17 protein-coding genes are annotated in these 15,896 nt (G+C 70.3%); 5 read left to right on the plus strand and 12 right to left on the minus strand.

Going from position 1 to position 15,896, the window contains the following annotated elements; translation table 11 throughout:
• Positions 1-9: 9 nt before the first annotated feature.
• The 3 genes from M3Q35_RS47055 to M3Q35_RS47065 all read right to left on the minus strand — a co-directional run bounded on the left by M3Q35_RS47055 (position 10) and on the right by M3Q35_RS47065 (position 2,797).
• Positions 10-1,188 carry a thiolase family protein gene (locus M3Q35_RS47055; protein WP_273944735.1) on the minus strand — a complete coding sequence of 393 codons (1,179 nt, stop codon included), beginning with the start codon at positions 1,186-1,188 and terminating at the stop codon, positions 10-12.
• On the minus strand, positions 1,188-1,916 hold the full coding sequence (locus M3Q35_RS47060) for a CoA-transferase subunit beta (RefSeq protein WP_273944736.1): 729 nt from the start codon (positions 1,914-1,916) through the stop codon (positions 1,188-1,190). Before M3Q35_RS47060 ends, M3Q35_RS47055 begins: the two co-directional genes overlap by 1 nt.
• A gap of 83 nt (positions 1,917-1,999) precedes the next feature.
• On the minus strand, positions 2,000-2,797 hold the full coding sequence (locus M3Q35_RS47065; protein ID WP_273939134.1) for a CoA transferase subunit A: 798 nt from the start codon (positions 2,795-2,797) through the stop codon (positions 2,000-2,002).
• Positions 2,798-2,950: 153 nt separating this feature from the next.
• On the opposite strand from M3Q35_RS47065, the gene M3Q35_RS47070 reads away from it, so the two are divergent.
• From M3Q35_RS47070 to M3Q35_RS47085, 4 genes are all read left to right on the plus strand, one after another.
• Positions 2,951-3,736, plus strand: coding sequence for an ESX secretion-associated protein EspG (locus tag M3Q35_RS47070; RefSeq protein ID WP_273939135.1), 786 nt, complete (start codon positions 2,951-2,953; stop codon positions 3,734-3,736).
• Positions 3,737-4,021: 285 nt separating this feature from the next.
• Complete coding sequence (locus tag M3Q35_RS47075) at positions 4,022-5,590, plus strand: glycoside hydrolase family 27 protein (RefSeq protein ID WP_273939136.1); 1,569 nt, start codon at positions 4,022-4,024, stop codon at positions 5,588-5,590.
• On the plus strand, positions 5,554-6,267 hold the full coding sequence (locus M3Q35_RS47080; protein WP_273939137.1) for a DUF1349 domain-containing protein: 714 nt from the start codon (positions 5,554-5,556) through the stop codon (positions 6,265-6,267). The genes M3Q35_RS47075 and M3Q35_RS47080 overlap by 37 nt, the downstream gene beginning before the upstream one ends.
• Before the next feature lie 103 nt (positions 6,268-6,370).
• The gene (locus M3Q35_RS47085; RefSeq protein WP_273939138.1) at positions 6,371-6,868 is read left to right on the plus strand and encodes a DinB family protein; all 498 of its coding nucleotides are present in this window, start codon (positions 6,371-6,373) and stop codon (positions 6,866-6,868) included.
• On the opposite strand, the gene M3Q35_RS47090 is transcribed toward M3Q35_RS47085, so the two are convergent.
• Positions 6,865-7,389 carry a PadR family transcriptional regulator gene (locus M3Q35_RS47090; RefSeq protein WP_273939139.1) on the minus strand — a complete coding sequence of 175 codons (525 nt, stop codon included), beginning with the start codon at positions 7,387-7,389 and terminating at the stop codon, positions 6,865-6,867. The two genes, M3Q35_RS47085 and M3Q35_RS47090, sit on opposite strands and share 4 nt — an antisense overlap.
• Before the next feature lie 147 nt (positions 7,390-7,536).
• Here M3Q35_RS47090 and M3Q35_RS47095 point away from each other — a divergent pair, with 147 nt between their 5' ends.
• Positions 7,537-8,070: an aliphatic sulfonate ABC transporter substrate-binding protein gene (locus M3Q35_RS47095; RefSeq protein ID WP_273939140.1), complete on the plus strand. Its 534-nt coding sequence runs from the start codon at positions 7,537-7,539 to the stop codon at positions 8,068-8,070.
• A 184-nt stretch (positions 8,071-8,254) separates the two neighbouring features.
• Here M3Q35_RS47095 and M3Q35_RS47100 read toward each other — a convergent pair whose 3' ends face one another.
• The 8 genes from M3Q35_RS47100 to M3Q35_RS47135 form a co-directional block, all read right to left on the minus strand.
• Positions 8,255-9,076 carry a MerR family transcriptional regulator gene (locus tag M3Q35_RS47100; protein WP_273939141.1) on the minus strand — a complete coding sequence of 274 codons (822 nt, stop codon included), beginning with the start codon at positions 9,074-9,076 and terminating at the stop codon, positions 8,255-8,257.
• A 21-nt stretch (positions 9,077-9,097) separates the two neighbouring features.
• Positions 9,098-9,895: an enoyl-CoA hydratase-related protein gene (locus tag M3Q35_RS47105; RefSeq protein ID WP_273939142.1), complete on the minus strand. Its 798-nt coding sequence runs from the start codon at positions 9,893-9,895 to the stop codon at positions 9,098-9,100.
• Positions 9,896-9,936: 41 nt separating this feature from the next.
• On the minus strand, positions 9,937-10,314 hold the full coding sequence (locus tag M3Q35_RS47110) for a DUF5684 domain-containing protein (protein ID WP_273939143.1): 378 nt from the start codon (positions 10,312-10,314) through the stop codon (positions 9,937-9,939).
• A gap of 114 nt (positions 10,315-10,428) precedes the next feature.
• A complete protein-coding gene (locus tag M3Q35_RS47115; RefSeq protein ID WP_273939144.1) occupies positions 10,429-10,887 on the minus strand; it encodes a MaoC family dehydratase in 459 nt (152 codons plus the stop codon).
• A 14-nt stretch (positions 10,888-10,901) separates the two neighbouring features.
• Complete coding sequence (locus tag M3Q35_RS47120) at positions 10,902-11,993, minus strand: acyl-CoA dehydrogenase family protein (RefSeq protein ID WP_273939145.1); 1,092 nt, start codon at positions 11,991-11,993, stop codon at positions 10,902-10,904.
• The gene (locus M3Q35_RS47125; protein WP_273939146.1) at positions 11,990-13,162 is read right to left on the minus strand and encodes an acyl-CoA dehydrogenase family protein; all 1,173 of its coding nucleotides are present in this window, start codon (positions 13,160-13,162) and stop codon (positions 11,990-11,992) included. The genes M3Q35_RS47120 and M3Q35_RS47125 overlap by 4 nt, the downstream gene beginning before the upstream one ends.
• Positions 13,155-13,958, minus strand: coding sequence for a 3-oxoacyl-ACP reductase FabG (gene fabG / locus M3Q35_RS47130; RefSeq protein WP_379793748.1), 804 nt, complete (start codon positions 13,956-13,958; stop codon positions 13,155-13,157). The genes M3Q35_RS47125 and fabG overlap by 8 nt, the downstream gene beginning before the upstream one ends.
• A gap of 81 nt (positions 13,959-14,039) precedes the next feature.
• Positions 14,040-15,845, minus strand: coding sequence for an FAD/NAD(P)-binding protein (locus tag M3Q35_RS47135; RefSeq protein WP_273939148.1), 1,806 nt, complete (start codon positions 15,843-15,845; stop codon positions 14,040-14,042).
• Positions 15,846-15,896: the final 51 nt, after the last annotated feature.

Below are 15,896 nucleotides of genomic sequence, written 5' to 3' on the forward strand. Positions count from 1 at the left end.
GCTTCTCCTTCACGCTTCCAGGACGACGGCCAGGCCCTGGCCGACGCCGATGCAGATGGCGGCCAGCCCCCAGCCGCCACCGCGGCGGTGCAGCTCCCAGGCCAGCGAGCCCAGGATGCGCGCGCCGGAGCAGCCGAGCGGGTGCCCGATGGCGATGGCGCCGCCGTTGACGTTGACGATGGCCGGGTCGAGTTCGGGCCACAGCGACAGGCAGGCCAGCGACTGCGCGGCGAACGCCTCGTTGAGCTCGACCACGCTCAGGTCGGACCAGCCGATGCCGGCCCGGGCCAGCGCCCGGTTGGCCGCCTCGACCGGGCCGATGCCGAAGAACTGCGGCTCGACGCCGTGCGCGGCGCGGGCGGCGATGCGGGCCAGCGGCCGGCCGCCGAACGAGTCGATGCCGGCCTGGTCGGCGATGACCAGCGCGGCCGCGCCGTCGTTGAGCGGGGAGGCGTTGCCGCCGGTGATGGTGCCGTCCGGGCGGAACGCCGGCCGGAGCTTGGCCAGCTTCTCCACCGAGGTGTCCGGCCGGATGTTCTCGTCCCGCTCGAGCTCGGCCCCCGGCACCTGGACGATCTCGTCGGCGAAGACGCCCTTTTCCCAGGCGGCCGCGGCTTTGTGGTGGCTGGCCGCGGCGAACACGTCCTGCTCCTCGCGGCCGATGCCGTACTTCTCGGCCAGCTGCTCGGTGGCCTCGCCCAGGCTGACCGTCCACTGCTCGGGCATGGCAGGGTTGACCATGCGCCAGCCCAGCGTGGTCGAGTGCAGCGTCTCGTGGGCGCGGTCGAAGGCGTGATCGGGCTTGGGCAGCACCCACGGCGCCCTGGTCATCGACTCCACGCCGCCGGCGACCACGATGGACGCGTCGCCGACCGCGACGGCCCGGGACGCCCCGATCACGGCCTCCATGCCGGAGCCGCACAGCCGGTTCACGGTGCTGCCGGGCACCAACACCGGCAGCCCGGCCAGCAGCGTCGCCATCCGGGCCACGTCGCGGTTGTCCTCGCCGGCCCCGTTGGCGTCGCCGAGCACCACGTCGTCGATGCGGGCCGGGTCGAGGCCGGGGGTGCGGGCCAGCAGGGACTTCAGCGTGCCGGCGGCCAGGTCGTCCGGGCGGACCTTGGCCAGCCCGCCGGCGTACTTGCCGATGGGGGTGCGGACCGCGTCCGCGATGAACACGTCGGTGATCATGATGCCGCCTTCAAGGCCCGCAGCACGGACAGCTCCTCCTCGGTCGGCGTCGCCGACCGGCTCAGGTCGGGGGAGACGCCGAGGTCCCACCCGGTCGCGGCCTTCACGTCGGCCAGCTCGACGCCCGGGTGCAGGTGCGTGAGCACGAACTCGCACGTGTCCGGATCCGGTTGCAGCACACCGAGATCGGTGATGATCCGGCGTGGGCCGCCGCCGCGCAGGCCGAGCGCCTCACGCTCGCCGGGGCCCCGGCCGAAGCCGAAGGAGGTGACGAAGTCGACCCGGTCCACGAAGGCCCGCGGGCTCTGCCGCACCACCACGATGACCTCCTTGCAGGAGGCCGCGATCTCCGGCGCGCCACCGGCGCCGGGCAGCCGCACCTTGGGGTTGTGGTAGTCGCCGCCGATGACGGTGGTGTTGATGTTGCCGTACTTGTCGATCTGGGCCGCGCCCAGGAAGCCGACGTCGATCCGGCCCGGCTGGAGCCAGTAGTTGAACACCTCGGGCACGCCGATCACCGCGTCCGCGGTCTCGGCCAGGATGCCGTCGCCGATGGACAGCGGCAGCCGGTCCGGTTTGGCCCCCAGCGTGCCGGATTCGTACACCAGCACCAGGTTGGGGGCGTTGGTGCGGCGGGCCAGGTTGGCGGCGGTGCTCGGCAGGCCGATGCCCACGAAGCAGACGACGCCGTCATTGAGCGCCCGCGCCGCGGCGACGGTCATCATCTCGTCGGCGGTGTAGTTCACGCCGCCTCCTTCGTCGGCGGCGAGAACAGTTCCTGTGTTGGATGGTTCGCTCGCAAGCTCGCTCACTTCAGGTCCTCCAGCCAGCGCGTGAACTCGTCCCGGTCCCGGCTGATCGCGTCCCATTCCTGGTAGAAGTCGTTGTCCCGCACCGAATAGCCGGCGGCGTAGGACGGGTGCGCGCCGCCCGGCACCGCGGCCACATGGCCGACGGCCCAGGACGGCAGCACGACCGCGCCGGGCACCGGCTCCAGCTCGTCGACGATCTCCTCCACCGTGACCAGCGAGCGCTCGGCGGCCAGCACCGCCTCCTTCTGCACGCCGGTGATGCCCCACAGCTGCACGTTGCCCTGGCGGTCGGCGCGCTGCGCGTGGATGACCGCCGAGTCCAGTTTCAGCGCAGGCACCGCGGTCAGCACCTCGCCGGTGAACGGGCAGGTGATCGGCTTGATGTTCTCGGTCTGGGCCGGCAGATCGGTGCCGGTGTAGCCGCGCAGCACCGCGAACGGCAGGCCCGAGGCCCCGGCGACGTAGCGGTTGGCCATGCCGGCGTGACTGTGCTCCTCCAGCTCCAGCGGGGCCGGCCACTCGTGCTGCACGGCGTCGCGGAAGCGGTGCAGCGAGCCGACGCCCGGGTTGCCGCCCCAGGAGAACACCAGCTTGCGGGCGCAGCCGGCCCCGATGAGCTGGTCGTAGATGACGTCCGGGGTCATTCTGACCAGCGTGAGGCCGCGGATCCGCTGCCGGATCACCTCGTGCCCGGCGGCGAACGGGATGAGGTGCGTGAAGCCCTCGAACGCCACCGTGTCGCCGTCGTGGACGACCGCCGCCACCCCCTCCGCGAGGGTCCCGATCCGAGCCATCTGCCGTCCTCCGGTGATCCGGTCAACCGTGCCTGGTGTTCGTATTGCGCACGCTCGTTCTCTGACCGAACATACTGCGGCTCGGTGGGCCCGTCAATGTGAGGTGTCGGTTCCACCTGTTCGGGGGCCGGCGGTGCGATAGGTTCAGTGGCGATGTCACCGATCGTCACTGTCTCGCTGGCCGCGTTCGACATGCTCTGGGAAGAGCTCCGGCTGGGCGCGCTGCCCTATCCGTTCCAGGTCCCCAGCTACGGGGAGACGTACGAGGAGCGGTCGCGCATCCGGGCCGCCGTGCACGCCGACATGGAACAACGCGGCGTGACCGAGCGTGGGCGGGTGGCGCAGCCGATCGCGGCGGCGCTGGCGCTGGTGGCGCGGCCGCACATCCAACTGGACACCATCTCCACTGTGGACGTGCAGACGACGCAGGCGTCGATGCTGCGCGCGGCCGCGGCGGCGCGGGGGCGTGACGCGGTGCTGATGGTCCAGGAAGGACAGATGGTCCGGCTGGAGTGGACCCGGGACACGGCGCTGGCGGCGAGCATCGTGGGTCTGCTGCCGCCGACGAAAGCCGGGCCGGGGCAGGAGATCTCGCTGCCGGCGAGCCTGGTCGGCAGTGCCGGCGACGGCCGGCCGGCGATGCCGTCGATGGCCGTGACGCGGCGGACCGCGGAGTCGGCGTCCAAGGATCAGCAGAAGGCGCTGGCCACCATGTTGGAGCCGGAAGTGCTGCGGCTCGGGCAGATCGGCGTCGGTCTGTACGACGAGCGCGGGCGGGTCCGTCGCCTGCCCGGCATGAGCTGGTTCGACAACGCCGCCGGGCGGTATTACAGCGTCGTCGCGCGCGGCCGGGACGGCCAGGACTGGGCGACCGTGTCCCCGGGCGATGCCTCGCGCATGGTCTACCGCCTCGGCGAGATGATCCGCACCGCCCGCTGATTTTCTTGCTACGTGAGTGGCTCATTTGCGTTCGTGCGCCAACTGAGCCACTCACGTGCGGACTTTTCGGTCACGTGAGTGGCTCAATTGGGCGTGGGGGCCAAGTGAGCCACTCAGGTGGAGGAAACGACGGGTGGGCGGGTGGCTGGCGGGGGTTGCCCGCTTCCACACGCACCCTTGACACCTGTCAGCCGGTTTGGTGAGCTCTGGCGAGTCGTGTTCGATTCCGTTCGGTCATGAGCGGAGTCGTGCCGCTTTCACACCGGGGTGGAAGGAAGCCGACGTATGAGGAATCGCGCCCTGACCACGGCGTTAGCCGCCCTGCTGGCGATCGGCGGCCTGACCGCCGTCGCGCCGCAGGCGGTCGCCGACGCGCCGACCGCCAAGCCGCCGCTGGGCTGGAGCAGCTGGAGCTTCGTCCGCAAGAACCCGACGGCCGCGATCATCGAGGCGCAGGCCAAGGCCATGAAGGACAGCGGACTGGCCAAGCTCGGCTATCAGTACGTCAACATCGACGACTTCTGGTACCAGTGCCCGGGCGCGCAGGGTCCGAACGTCGACCAGTACGGCCGCTGGGTGATCGACGGGACCAAGTTCCCGGCGCAGGGGGCGAAGAGCGGCATCCAGGTCACCGCCGACTACGTGCACTCGCTCGGCCTGAAGTTCGGCCTCTACATGACGCCCGGCATCTCGAAGCAGGCCGTCGAGCAGAACAGCGCGATCGAGGGCACGCCGTATCACGCACGGGACATCGCGACCTCCTTCAACGAAGCCAACTACAACTGCGGCGGCATGGTCGGCATCGACTTCACCAAGCCCGGCGCGCAGGCGTTCATCGACGGCTGGGCCAAGCAGTTCACGTCCTGGGGCATCGACTACCTGAAGCTGGACGGGGTCGGCTCGCAGGACCCGCAGGACGTTGAGGCGTGGTCGAAGGCGTTGGCCAGCAGCGGTCGCAAGGTGCACCTGGAGCTGTCCAACAGCCTGGACATCAACAGCGCCAAGACGTGGCAGGACTACGCCGACGGCTGGCGGACCGGCGGCGACGTGGAGTGCTACTGCGGGCCCAACGACTCGAGCTATCCGCTGACCACGTGGGCCTCGGTGGCCTCCCGTTTCGACCAGGTCGCGGCGTGGGCCGGGATCGGCGGACCCAAGGGCTTCAACGACTACGACTCGCTGGAGATCGGCAACGGCGCCAACGACGGCCTCACCCTGGACGAGCGCAAGACGCAGGCGAGTCTGTGGTCGCTGGCGTCCTCGCCGCTGTTCCTCGGCACGGATCTCACGCATCTCGACACGACGGATCTTTCCTTGCTGCGCAACGCCGATGTGCTGGCGGTGGACCAGGATGCCATTGACGCCAAGCGCATCTCCGGCGATGCCGACACGCAGGTGTTCGCCAAGACGGAGCGCAACGGCGACGTGATCGTCGGCCTGTTCAACACGGCCAATGCGCCGCGGGCCGTGTCGACGACCGCGGCGGCGCTGGGCCTGCCCAAGGCGGTCGACTACTCGTTGCAGGATCTGTGGAGCCACGACAAGACCGAGTCGACCGGCACGATCTCGACCGACGTGCCGGCGCATGGCGTTGCCCTGTACCGGGTTCGGGCCCTGCACCACGCCGATCTGCTGGCCAGGCCGAACACCTCGGTGTCGCTGACGTGGGACGCGGCCGGGGCCGATCCCCTCAAGCGGACCGGTGTTCTCGAGTTCGTTGACAACGGCTCGACCCCGGTGACCACCGTTTCCCTTGCCCTGAAGGCATCTTCCGGCGCCACCGTGACGCCGGCGACGCCGGCGTCACGGTCGGTGGTGTGGCCGGGGAGAAGGTGCGGATCCCGTTCACGGTGACGATCGCCGCCTCGGACAAGCTGTTCACCACGTCCACGGTCAACGCCACCGCCGATTTCCGTTACGTGCTGGGCGGTTCCGCCACGCTGGCCGCGGCCGACTCGACGACCGTCAACCATCCGGTCACCGGTCCGTACAAGACGTTCGCCTCCACGACCGCCCAGTTCAGCCAGGACGGCGACCGGCTCGGCATCCAGGCCCAGGGCGCGGACCTGTGGGGCAGCGTCAACGAGTACGGCGCGATGTACCTGCCGGGCAAGGAACATGACGGTTCCACGACCATCGTGCGAATCGACTCCCAGGACGACAGCAACGTCTGGGCCAAGGCCGGCATCATGGTGCGCAACGACATCGGCAACGCCAATGCCGGCGCCGGACACGTGATCCTGGCCGAGACGCCCGGTAACGGCTTCCTGCTCGACTGGGACAGCGACGGCGACGGGCTGCTCGACCAGCAGGCTTCCGTGGCCAGCGCGGTCTACCCGGCGTGGCTGAAGCTGACCCGCACCGGCACGACGTTCTCCGGCTACTACTCGACCGACGGCAGCAACTGGATCCTGGTCGGCGCCGGGAATGTGCCGTCGGCCACCGCGACCCAGGACGTCGGCATCTACGCCATCTCGCACGCGCCGCGGACCACGGCCGAGGTGGACTTCAGCGGTTTCAGCACCACCTAGCGCCGTTGCCACATGCGCTTCTCACTTGCGCCCAGCTGCCAAGTGGGAAGCGCATGTGGCATTTCTGGTGACGTTCGGCGGCGGGGTCTGACATGCTCCGGGCATGTCCACACTCCCGGCGGCGTCCAGCATGGACGTCTTCCACGACCCGATCCGCGCTCAGTTCGACGTGTTCCTCGACGAGCACCGCCGCGATCTCACCGCCTGCCTCGACGGGCTGACCGAGGAGCAGGCCCGCCGCTGCATGGTGTCGTCCAGGACGACGTTGCTCGGCCTGGTCAAGCACGCGACCTTCGTCGAGAAGGTCTGGTTCGACGAGGGCATCAGCGGCCGGTCCCGGGCCGAGATCGGGATTCCGGCGACGCCGGACGAGTCCTTCGCGCTCAACGACTCCGACACCATCGCCGGCGTCCAGCAGGCGCACCGTGAGGCCTGCGAGGCGTCGCGTATCGCGACCGCGCCCCTGGGCCTGGACGACCTGTTGCACGGCAACCGCCGCGGCCCGCTGCCGCTGCGCTGGGTCTACCTGCACATGCTGCGCGAACTGGCCCAGCACTGCGGCCACGCCGACATCCTGCGCGAGCAGATCCTGGCCGACTAGTCGGGGATGCGGGCCGCGCCCCATTCCGACCACTCGCGGGTCATCTCCATCATCCGGCGGCCCCACTCCATCACGATGACGCCGTAGCGGGCCAGGTCGGTGTCACCGTGCCCGTCCCAGTCGATGCTGGCGGTCAGGGCGTCGAGACGGGCCAGATCGGCCAGCGTCCGCTCCCGGACCGCCAGCATGAACTCCTTGGCCTGCGCGCGATCCACCGCGCCGAGCAGGAACACCCGCAGCAGGGTCTCGCTGCGCTGGTGCTCCTCCGGCGTGACCTCGACCAGCCAGTGCCGCAGCTCGGCCAGGCCGGCCTCGGTCGGCGCGTACTCCCGCCGGCCGCGCGGGCCCTCCGCCGTCACGGCGATCAGCCCGGCCTCGGCCAGCTTGGCCAGCTCGGCGTAGACCTGGCTCTTGGTCGCCGGCCAGACCTGGTGCAGGGACTTCTCGAAGATCTGCATCAGGTCGTAGCCGCTGGCCGGCCGCTCGCGCAGTAGGCCGATCAGGGCATGCCGCAGGCTCATTGCCGCAGCCTATTCCACGACTGACCGGTTAGGGGAGCAGTGTCGGCGGCCGACCGTCCTAACTTGGACCGTAGGTTCTAGACAGTCCGAAGTTGGACGGTCTAACTTCGGACTGTCAGCGAAACCGGAACACGAAGGAGTGCCATCATGGGTAGGACCACCTGGGGGCTGCTGTCCGCCGCCGTCGTCGCGGCCGGGCTCGTCGCCACGCCCGCGGTCGCGTCGGCCGCGCCGGCGGGCGGCGGGGTGATGATCCAGAACGGCGCGTTCAACGATCAGGTGCTGTGCGCCAGCCCCACCAACCAGTCGACCTGGCTGCAGAGCAAGGGCGCCGCGGCCGGCAACTCGTACTGCCAGTGGATGCAGATCGGCGGCGACGACCGGTTCGGTCTGATCAACCTGGGCAAGTTGCAGGTGATGGCCTGTAGCGGCGGCGACGTGCAGCCGATCGTGATGGAGCCGTCGAACTCGTCGCCGCTGGGCGGCAACGCAGAGCTGTTCTCCTGGGGCGGCTGGGAGGACTGGGGCTACCGGGCGCTGCAGTGCTTCTACGACAGCGGGCAGAATGTGGATGCCAAGTCGCCCAACGGTGACACGCCGCGGACCGACCCGGTCCGGGCCCGCGGCTGGCGGCACGGCTACCAGCGTGAGCTGACCTGGAACGAGGTGCCCGCGAACTAGCGGAAACCCGGCCCGTACCTGCACGGCTTAATGCATCACGTGAAAGATGTCGTCGGCCGTTCGGTCTAAACCGGTCGGTGAGAGCGCTTCCAAGTGGAGCATTGCCGGAGGGTGCCAGGACGGACACACTCTGTGGAGTGGCTGGTCGTGGTCACGTGGCGGCGGGCCACGACCAGCCACCCCTTCAGTCCCGGGCCACCGGGATCTGGAGCTCGGTGACCCACCCCTGCTGGTCGACGCCCGGCGGGCAGTGCAGGTACACCTCACGGGCGTACTGCCCACCCCGATACCCGTTGTCGGACAACCACTGGGCCAGCTCGTTCATCGTGGTCCCGCACTCCGACATCGGACCGTGGTGCACGGCGGTCGCGGCCTCCGGAAGGCCGGGCAGGGACGTCACCTCGAGTTCCGAGTCGCCCTCGATCTCGCCGGAGACCTGCACGGCGGCGTGCACCAGCACACCGTCCGGAACGTCCTCGTAGTACGCGATACCGGGACCCCAGGTCCCCAACCCCGACCGGGCCAGTGCGGCCTCCACACGGGCGTACAGCGGCTGGATCACCGGCCCGATGTCCTCCGGCTCGTAGCTGGCGGCGAGCGCGGTCAGCTCGGCCACCCGGACCGGCGGCACCTTCTTGAGCACGACGTCGACCGACGGCATCTTGCCCTCCCTTTCGATGCTGCGGAGACGTGCCTGCACCTGGGCCAGCCGGGCGTTGTCGGCGGCCACCTGGGCGGCCAGCTCGGCCCGCCGCAGCCGCAGCATGCCGTGCAGCTGCTCGGCGGTGACGGCCTCGTCGAGCATCTCGGCCACCTGGTGCAGCGTGAAGCCGAGCTTGCGCAGCGCGACGATCCGGTTGAGCCGGGGCAGCTGGTCGGCGGCGTACCACCGGTAGCCGGTGGCGTGGTCGACCCGGGCCGGCGGCAGCAGACCGATGCCGTCGTAGTGCCGCAACATGCGGACCGACACGAGCCCGAGGCGGGCGAAGTCTCCGATGCTGAACATGATGCGGTCCGGTCTACGGGCTCACACGGTGTCAGGGTCAAGCGCATCGAACCGCGGCGGCCGCTTCTCCAGGTGGCTCAGCACACCTTCACGGAAATCGGCCGTGCCGAAGGAAGCCAGCATCAGCTCGACGGCCTCCCGGCGGGAACTGTCCAAATCGGACTCCTGGGCGGCCAGCACCTGCCCCTTGATGATCGCCATGGACTGCGGCGAGCAGTTCTCGGCCAGGTCCCTGGCGTAGGCCAGCGCGGCGGGTAGGACCTCGTTCACCGGCAGCACGTGGTCGACGAGACCGATCCGGCCGGCCTCGTCGCCGAGCAGGATTCGGCTGGACAGCAACAGGTCCATGGCCCGGCTGGCCCCGACCAGCCGCGGCAGCTGCCAGGCGATGCCGTGCTCGGCGATCAGCCCGCGGCGCGAGAAGGCGGTGGTGAACTTGGCGTCGTCGGCGGCGAACCGGACGTCGCAATACAGGGCGATGACCAAACCGATGCCGGCCGCCGGGCCGTTGATCGCGGCGATCACCGGCTTGCGCACCGACAGCGCGTAGCTGATCGGCTTGCCGCTGGGATGGATGTCGGCCTCGGTGATCTTCGAGGGATCGACCGCGCCCAGCGCGGTCAGGTCGGCCCCGGCGCAGAAGCCGCGGCCGGCGCCGGTGACGACGATCGCCCGGACGGTCGGATCCTCGTCGGCGGCGGCCAGCGCGCCGAAGAACTGCTCCTCCATCGCCGGGGTCCACGCGTTCAGCTTCTCCGGCCGGTTCAGCGTGAGCAGCCGCACCCCGTCGGAGTCCTCCACCAGCACGACATCGGTCATCGCCCGATCCTACAAAGGAATCGGGCGATGACCGAGGAAACTCAGTACTGCTGCTGCGGGCGCTGGCCGACGTACTGCGCGCTGCCGAAGCCCAGGATCGGGATGCCGATCGGGGCCAGCAGGAAGACCATGAAGAAGCCGAACGCGCCGCCCTTGCCGAAGTTACGGGCAACGTCCAGCGAGACGATGATGTGGATGATGATGTTGACCAGCGGGATGATGTACAGGATCAGCCACCAGCCGGGACGGCCGGCCACCTTCAGCACCAGGTACAGGTTGTAGATCGGGATGATCGCGCCCCAGCCGGGACGGCCGGCCTTCTCGAAGACCTTCCAGTACGCCGCGATCTCGAAGATGACGACGGCGAGGTAGACGAGGCCGAGGACGATGGAGACGGCCGGGCTCATGCTGGTGTTCACTGTTGCTCCGGGAATGGAAGGCTCCGACAGCGGGCGATTCCCGCCGTCGGAGCACTGTCCCAGCCGGACGTGACCGCTGTCGCCGGAGTTTCCGATCCGTGACCTGATGGGTAATTAGCCGGCCGGCACCAGCAGGGCCAGCGACTCGGCCACGCAGCCCGGCTTCGCCTCGCCCTCGATCTCCACCGTGATGAGCACCGTCACCTGTAGGCCCATCTTGTTCTCGGCGATGTCGGCCAGCTGGCCGTGGGCCCGGATCCGCTTGCCCACCCGAACTGGTTGTGGGAAGCGAACTTTGTTGAGCCCGTAGTTGACGGCCATGGACAGCCCGCCGACCTTCCACAGCTGCCCGGAGAACTTGGCCAGCATGCTCAGCGTCAGGTAGCCGTGCGCCACCGGGCCGCCGAACGGGCCCTTGGCCGCCCTGTCCAGATCCACGTGGATCCACTGGTGGTCCTCGGTGGCGTCGGCGAACAGGTTGACCTGTTCCTGCGTCACCAGGTGCCATTCGGTGACGCCGAGCTGCTCACCCTTGGCCGCCTTGACCTCGTCGAGGTTCGCGAACGTGCGCATACCTTGGCTTCTCCTCAGGCCGGCAGGTCGACGAAGGACGCCAAGGCGTCGCGGTGCCGCTCGGGAGTGCCCAGCGCGAGCTCGGAGCTCTTGGCGCGGCCCAGGTACAGGTGCACCGGGTGCTCCCACGTCATGCCGATGCCGCCGTGCAGCTGAAGAGCTTCCTCCGCCGCGTGCACGGCCAGCTCCGAGCAGTACGACGCCGCCACCGCGACGGCGATGTCCACATCGGACCCGGTGGCCAGCGCGTCGGCTGCGGCGCGGGAGACGGCGACCGCCCCGGACACCGACGCCCACAGGTCGGCCAGCCGGTGCCGCAGCGCCTGGAACGAGCCGATCGGCCGCCCGAACTGGTGCCGCGTGGCGACGTACTCGGTGGTCGCGTCCAGGCACCACTGGGCAACGCCCAGCTGCTCGGCCGCCAGCAGACCCGCGCCGGTGGTCAATGCCGTGCGCAAAGCCGCGGCCGCGTCGCCGGAAAGCTTGCGCGACTCGACGTCGGCGAGCTCCAGCGTGGCGATGCGGCGGGTCAGGTCCAGCGGCGTGATCGGCGTGACGGTGACGCCGGCCGACGCCGTCTGGACGACGTGCAGCTCCGGCCCGTCGGCGCCGATCGCCGGCACCACAACGACATCGGCGACCTCGAGGTCGGCGACGCTGCCGACCCGGCCGGTCAGCTTGCCGTCGACGACCTTGACGGCCGACGGGAACGCGGCGTTCGGGGCGGTGGTCAGCGACACCGCCAGCGCGCCGATCCGTTGCCCCGCGGCCAGTTCCGCCACCGTCTCGGTGTCGCCCGCGGCCAGCAGCGCGGTCGTGGCCAGCACGGCGCTGCCCAGGAACGGGGTCGGCGTCACCGCGCGGCCCAGCTCCTCCAGCACCACGGCGACCTCACGGGCCGACGCGCCGGCGCCGCCCAGGTCCTCCGGCACGAGCAGGCCGGCCAGGCCCATCTCGGCCGCCAGGGTCCGCCACAGCTCCAGGTCGTAGGGCTTGTCGGTCTCCACGCGGGCCAGCACCGAGGTCCACGGCGAGCGGTCGGTCAGCAGGTCCCGGACCGACGCCCGCAGGTCGTTCTCGACCTCGCCATAGAGAAGGTCACTCATCGGGGCAGGTCCTTCCACGGGATGTCGACGTCGCCGCGCGGCTCCTTGGGCAGCTGGAGAATGCGGTCGGCGATGATGTTGCGCAGGATCTCCGAGGTGCCGCCCTCGATCGAGTTGCCCTTCATCCGCAGGTAGCGGAAGCCGGCGTCGCGGCTGGCCCAGTCGGCGTCCGTGGGACGGCGCATCGTCCAGTCCTTGTAGGACAGGCCTTCCTCGCCGTGCAGCTCGACGTCGAGGCCGGTGATGGCCTGGTTGAGCGTGGCGAAGGTGAGCTTGGCGGCCGAGCCCTCCGGGCCGGGCTGGCCGGCGGCCAGGCCCTGGCGCAGGCGCTCCGCGGTCAGCCGCAGCGCCTCGGCGTCCACCCACAGCCGCAGCAGCCGGTCGTGCAGGCCGGGGGTGCGCAGCTCGGGCCGTTCGCGCCAGGTCTTGGTGACCGCGCCGATCAGCCCGTCCTCACGCTCGGCGGCGTGCGCGCCGATGGTGACGCGCTCGTTCATCAGCGTGGTGGTGGCGACCTTCCAGCCCTCGCCGACCGCACCCAGCCGGTACGCGTCCGGGACGCGAACCCCGGACAGGAACACCTCGTTGAACTCGGCCTCGCCGGTGATCTGGCGCAGCGGCCGGACCTCGACCCCGGGGTCGGTCATGTCGCACAGGAAGTAGCTCAGGCCCTGGTGCTTGGGCAGCGACGGGTCGGTGCGGGCGACCAGGATGCCCCAGCGGGCCACGTGGCCCATGGTCGTCCACACCTTCTGGCCGTCGACGATCCACTCGTCGCCGTCACGCACGGCGCGGGTGGCCAGCGTGGCGAGGTCCGAGCCCGCGCCCGGCTCGCTGAACAGCTGGCACCACACCTCTTCGCCGGTGTACAGCGGGCGCAGGAAGCGCTGCCGCTGCTCGTCGGTGCCGAACTTGAGGATGGTCGGCGCGGCCATGCCGTAGCCGATCACCGGCGCGGCCGGGTTGGGCTGCGGGGCGTTCGCGGCCAGGAAGGCCTCGTCCACCGCCTGCTGGGCCGACCGGGACGCGCCGAGGCCGCCGAGGCCGACCGGGAAGTGCACCCAGGCCAGGCCGGCGTCGAAGCGCGCGCCCAGCCACTCGACGGCGTCCGCGCCCTCGGTGGGGTGGTCGGCCAGGAACTGCTCGACCTGGGCCTTGAGATCAGTCACGGGGGCCTCCGGCCACGTAGATGACCTGGCCCGACACGAAGCCCGCGCCGTCGCTGACCAGGAAGGAGACGGTGTGCGCGATGTCCTCGGGCACGCCGACCCGGTTCACCGGGATCTGCTGCGCGGCCATCGTCTTGAAGTCCTCGAAGCCGACGCCGAGGCGCTCCGCGGTGGCCGCCGTCATGTCGGTGGCGATGAAGCCCGGCGCGATGGCGTTGGCCGTCACGTTGAACTTGCCCAGCTCGATGGCCAGCGTCTTGGTGAAGCCCTGCAGGCCGGCCTTGGCCGCCGAGTAGTTCACCTGGCCGCGGTTGCCCAGCGCCGAGGTGCTGGACAGGTTGACGATGCGGCCCCACCTGGCCTCGGTCATGTGCTTCTGCACGGCCTTGGTCATCAGGAACGAGCCGCGCAGGTGCACGTTGATGACCGTGTCCCAGTCGCCCTCGGACATCTTGAAGATCAGGTTGTCCTTGGTCACGCCGGCGTTGTTCACCAGGACCGTCGGCGCGCCCAGCTCGGCGGCCACCCGGTCCACCGCCGCCTGCACCTGGTCGGCGTCGCTGACGTCCGCGCCAACCCCGATCGCCCGGCCGCCGGCCTCGACGATGGCGTCCACGGTCTGCTTGGTCGCGGCTTCGTCCAGGTCGAGCACCGCGACCGCGAAGCCGTCGGCGGCCAGCCGCACCGCCGTGGCGGCGCCGATTCCCCGGGCTGCTCCGGTCACGATCGCGACCCGTTGGCTCGTCTCCGGCACGTGCTCCTCCTTGAGCTGGACGGCGCTGTTTGCCGCGAGCATACCGACCAGGCGGTATGTCGACCAGTAGAGGCAGGTCACGCTGCCCTGGCGACCGTGTAAGACGTCTGACGCTGATGGGTCTTACACGGCCAGAGCAGCCAGCAGGGCGCGGGCGGTGGCGTCGTTCTGCCGGAAGGCGGGGGCGTTGGTGCGGGGACGGGCGAAAGCCGCGACGGCGCGCTCGGTGGAGTAGTGGCCGAGGCCGTAGCGGCGGGGATGGGGCCGGCCGGCGGGGGTGATCATGCGGCCGTCGGGGGCGATGCGGAGCAGGCCCGTCGGGAACGAGTCGGTACCGTCGACCAGGATCTCCTCGACGCCGTCCAGGGCGCGGAGCAGGGCGGAACCGCTGGTCCGAACGGACGTGGCCGGCTGGTAGGCCTCGACGAGGGCGGTGGCGGCGACGGAGCCCGAACCCCCGGCGGCGCGGAAGACGCCGTCGGCGGCCTCGACGCGCAGGTCGGCGCCGAGGAAGCGCACGATGCCGGCGTCGTGCAGGGCGAGCAGCTGGCGGAGGCGGTCGTCGGGCGGACCGGAAGCCATGAAGCTGAAGAAGCCGCGCCACCAGCCGTCGAGGTCGCGGACCTGGGAGGCGGGGCGCAGCGACTTCAGCCGCTGGAGCTGGCCGTAGCAGCTGAGCAGCCCGAAGAACGCGCCGAGGTCGGCGCTGAACCGGTCGTCGGTGCGCCGGGCGATGTCGGCGGCGATGTGCTCGCGCAGCTGGCCTTCGGTGACCGTCCGCCCAAGCAGGGGACGGTCGAGGGCCTCGAAGTCGATACGGTCGTCGGCCGACGGCACGGCCCGCCGGATCAGCGAGTCGAGGGTGGGACTGCCCCACGGCAGCGGGGCGTACCAGCGGTCGAAGTCGGTCCAGTCCATGCGGACGCGCGTGGGATGGCCGTTGAACAGCTCGTGGTAGTACGCCCAGGCGATCTCCTTGGCCAGCAGCGGCCACACGTCGGCGCGGAAGTCGCTGCCGGCCGGGAAGGCGTCGACGACCTCGGGCGTGAAGAAGCGGGGGAGCGGCGGCCGGTCGGCGAGCAGCCGGTAGTTGGTCTTGGAGTGGTACGGCACGCCACGCCGGGAACCCACGTGCAGCACGGGTTCCCGGCCGGACGGCTCATAGTGCAGCACGCCGGGGGACTGCTCGGTGAACCGGCCGCCGCGGCCCTCGGTCAGCAGCACCATCAGGTCGATGAACGACAGCCCGAATCCGCGCATGACAACGTGTTCACCGGGGCGCAGCCCGGAAACATCGGTGTCCGCGGCATATTGCGGCGGAAGGTAGCGCAAGTCGTTGTCGGCGGCGTACTTCGCCAACTCCTGGTGCGCCGGCAGCGGATCGGAGTCCAGGTGCCCGAGCGTGATCACGACCAGGTCGGCGACCAGCGTCTCGCCGTCGGCCAGCGGCACGAGCTGCCGGCCGTCGGGGCCGTCGGAGACGGTGAGCGCGGTCGTCGGGTGCACGGTGACCGTGACGGTGTCGGGCAGTTGCTTGACGACGGTGTCGAAAACCCATTCCAGGTAACGACTCTGAAGCTGCCGGGTGGGAAAGCTGTTGCCCCGCAGGGCTCGGACCTGTTCCGTCAGCACGGAATCGTCCAGGCCGCCGGCCCGCACCTGCTCGGCCCATTCGTACAGCGAGGGGCCCGGGCGGATCGGGCCCTCGCAGACCACGCTGTCGTCGGTGAACATCGTGACGTCCTCGGCCATGGAGTTCATGCGCAGCAGCGGCGACTGCGCATGACGCCATACCCGGCCGGCCCCCGGCGGATGCGGGTCGACCAGGTGGATGTCCAGCGCCTGCGGGAACTCCGGCAGGTTGGCGGCTATCCGTTCGAGCAGACCCGTGGCCCGCGGCCCGGCCCCGACGAACACCAGCGTGGTCACGAAATCCAGGGTAGCCACCGCCGCGGACCCGTCCCAGCTGCTGGGAAGTCC

It is taken from the genome of Kutzneria chonburiensis, assembly GCF_028622115.1.
Classification (GTDB): domain Bacteria; phylum Actinomycetota; class Actinomycetes; order Mycobacteriales; family Pseudonocardiaceae; genus Kutzneria; species Kutzneria chonburiensis.

Coding starts and splice junctions, on each gene's coding strand:
- M3Q35_RS47060 (WP_273944736.1), bottom strand. CDS start 1,916: ATGATGACCGTCGCCGCGGCGCGGGCGCTCAATGACGGCGTCGTCTGC.
- M3Q35_RS47065 (WP_273939134.1), bottom strand. CDS start 2,797: ATGGCTCGGATCGGGACCCTCGCGGAGGGGGTGGCGGCGGTCGTCCAC.
- M3Q35_RS47070 (WP_273939135.1), top strand. CDS start 2,951: ATGTCACCGATCGTCACTGTCTCGCTGGCCGCGTTCGACATGCTCTGG.
- M3Q35_RS47075 (WP_273939136.1), top strand. CDS start 4,022: ATGAGGAATCGCGCCCTGACCACGGCGTTAGCCGCCCTGCTGGCGATC.
- M3Q35_RS47085 (WP_273939138.1), top strand. CDS start 6,371: ATGTCCACACTCCCGGCGGCGTCCAGCATGGACGTCTTCCACGACCCG.
- M3Q35_RS47090 (WP_273939139.1), bottom strand. CDS start 7,389: ATGAGCCTGCGGCATGCCCTGATCGGCCTACTGCGCGAGCGGCCGGCC.
- M3Q35_RS47095 (WP_273939140.1), top strand. CDS start 7,537: ATGGGTAGGACCACCTGGGGGCTGCTGTCCGCCGCCGTCGTCGCGGCC.
- M3Q35_RS47100 (WP_273939141.1), bottom strand. CDS start 9,076: ATGTTCAGCATCGGAGACTTCGCCCGCCTCGGGCTCGTGTCGGTCCGC.
- M3Q35_RS47105 (WP_273939142.1), bottom strand. CDS start 9,895: ATGACCGATGTCGTGCTGGTGGAGGACTCCGACGGGGTGCGGCTGCTC.
- M3Q35_RS47115 (WP_273939144.1), bottom strand. CDS start 10,887: ATGCGCACGTTCGCGAACCTCGACGAGGTCAAGGCGGCCAAGGGTGAG.
- M3Q35_RS47120 (WP_273939145.1), bottom strand. CDS start 11,993: ATGAGTGACCTTCTCTATGGCGAGGTCGAGAACGACCTGCGGGCGTCG.
- fabG (WP_379793748.1), bottom strand. CDS start 13,958: ATGCTCGCGGCAAACAGCGCCGTCCAGCTCAAGGAGGAGCACGTGCCG.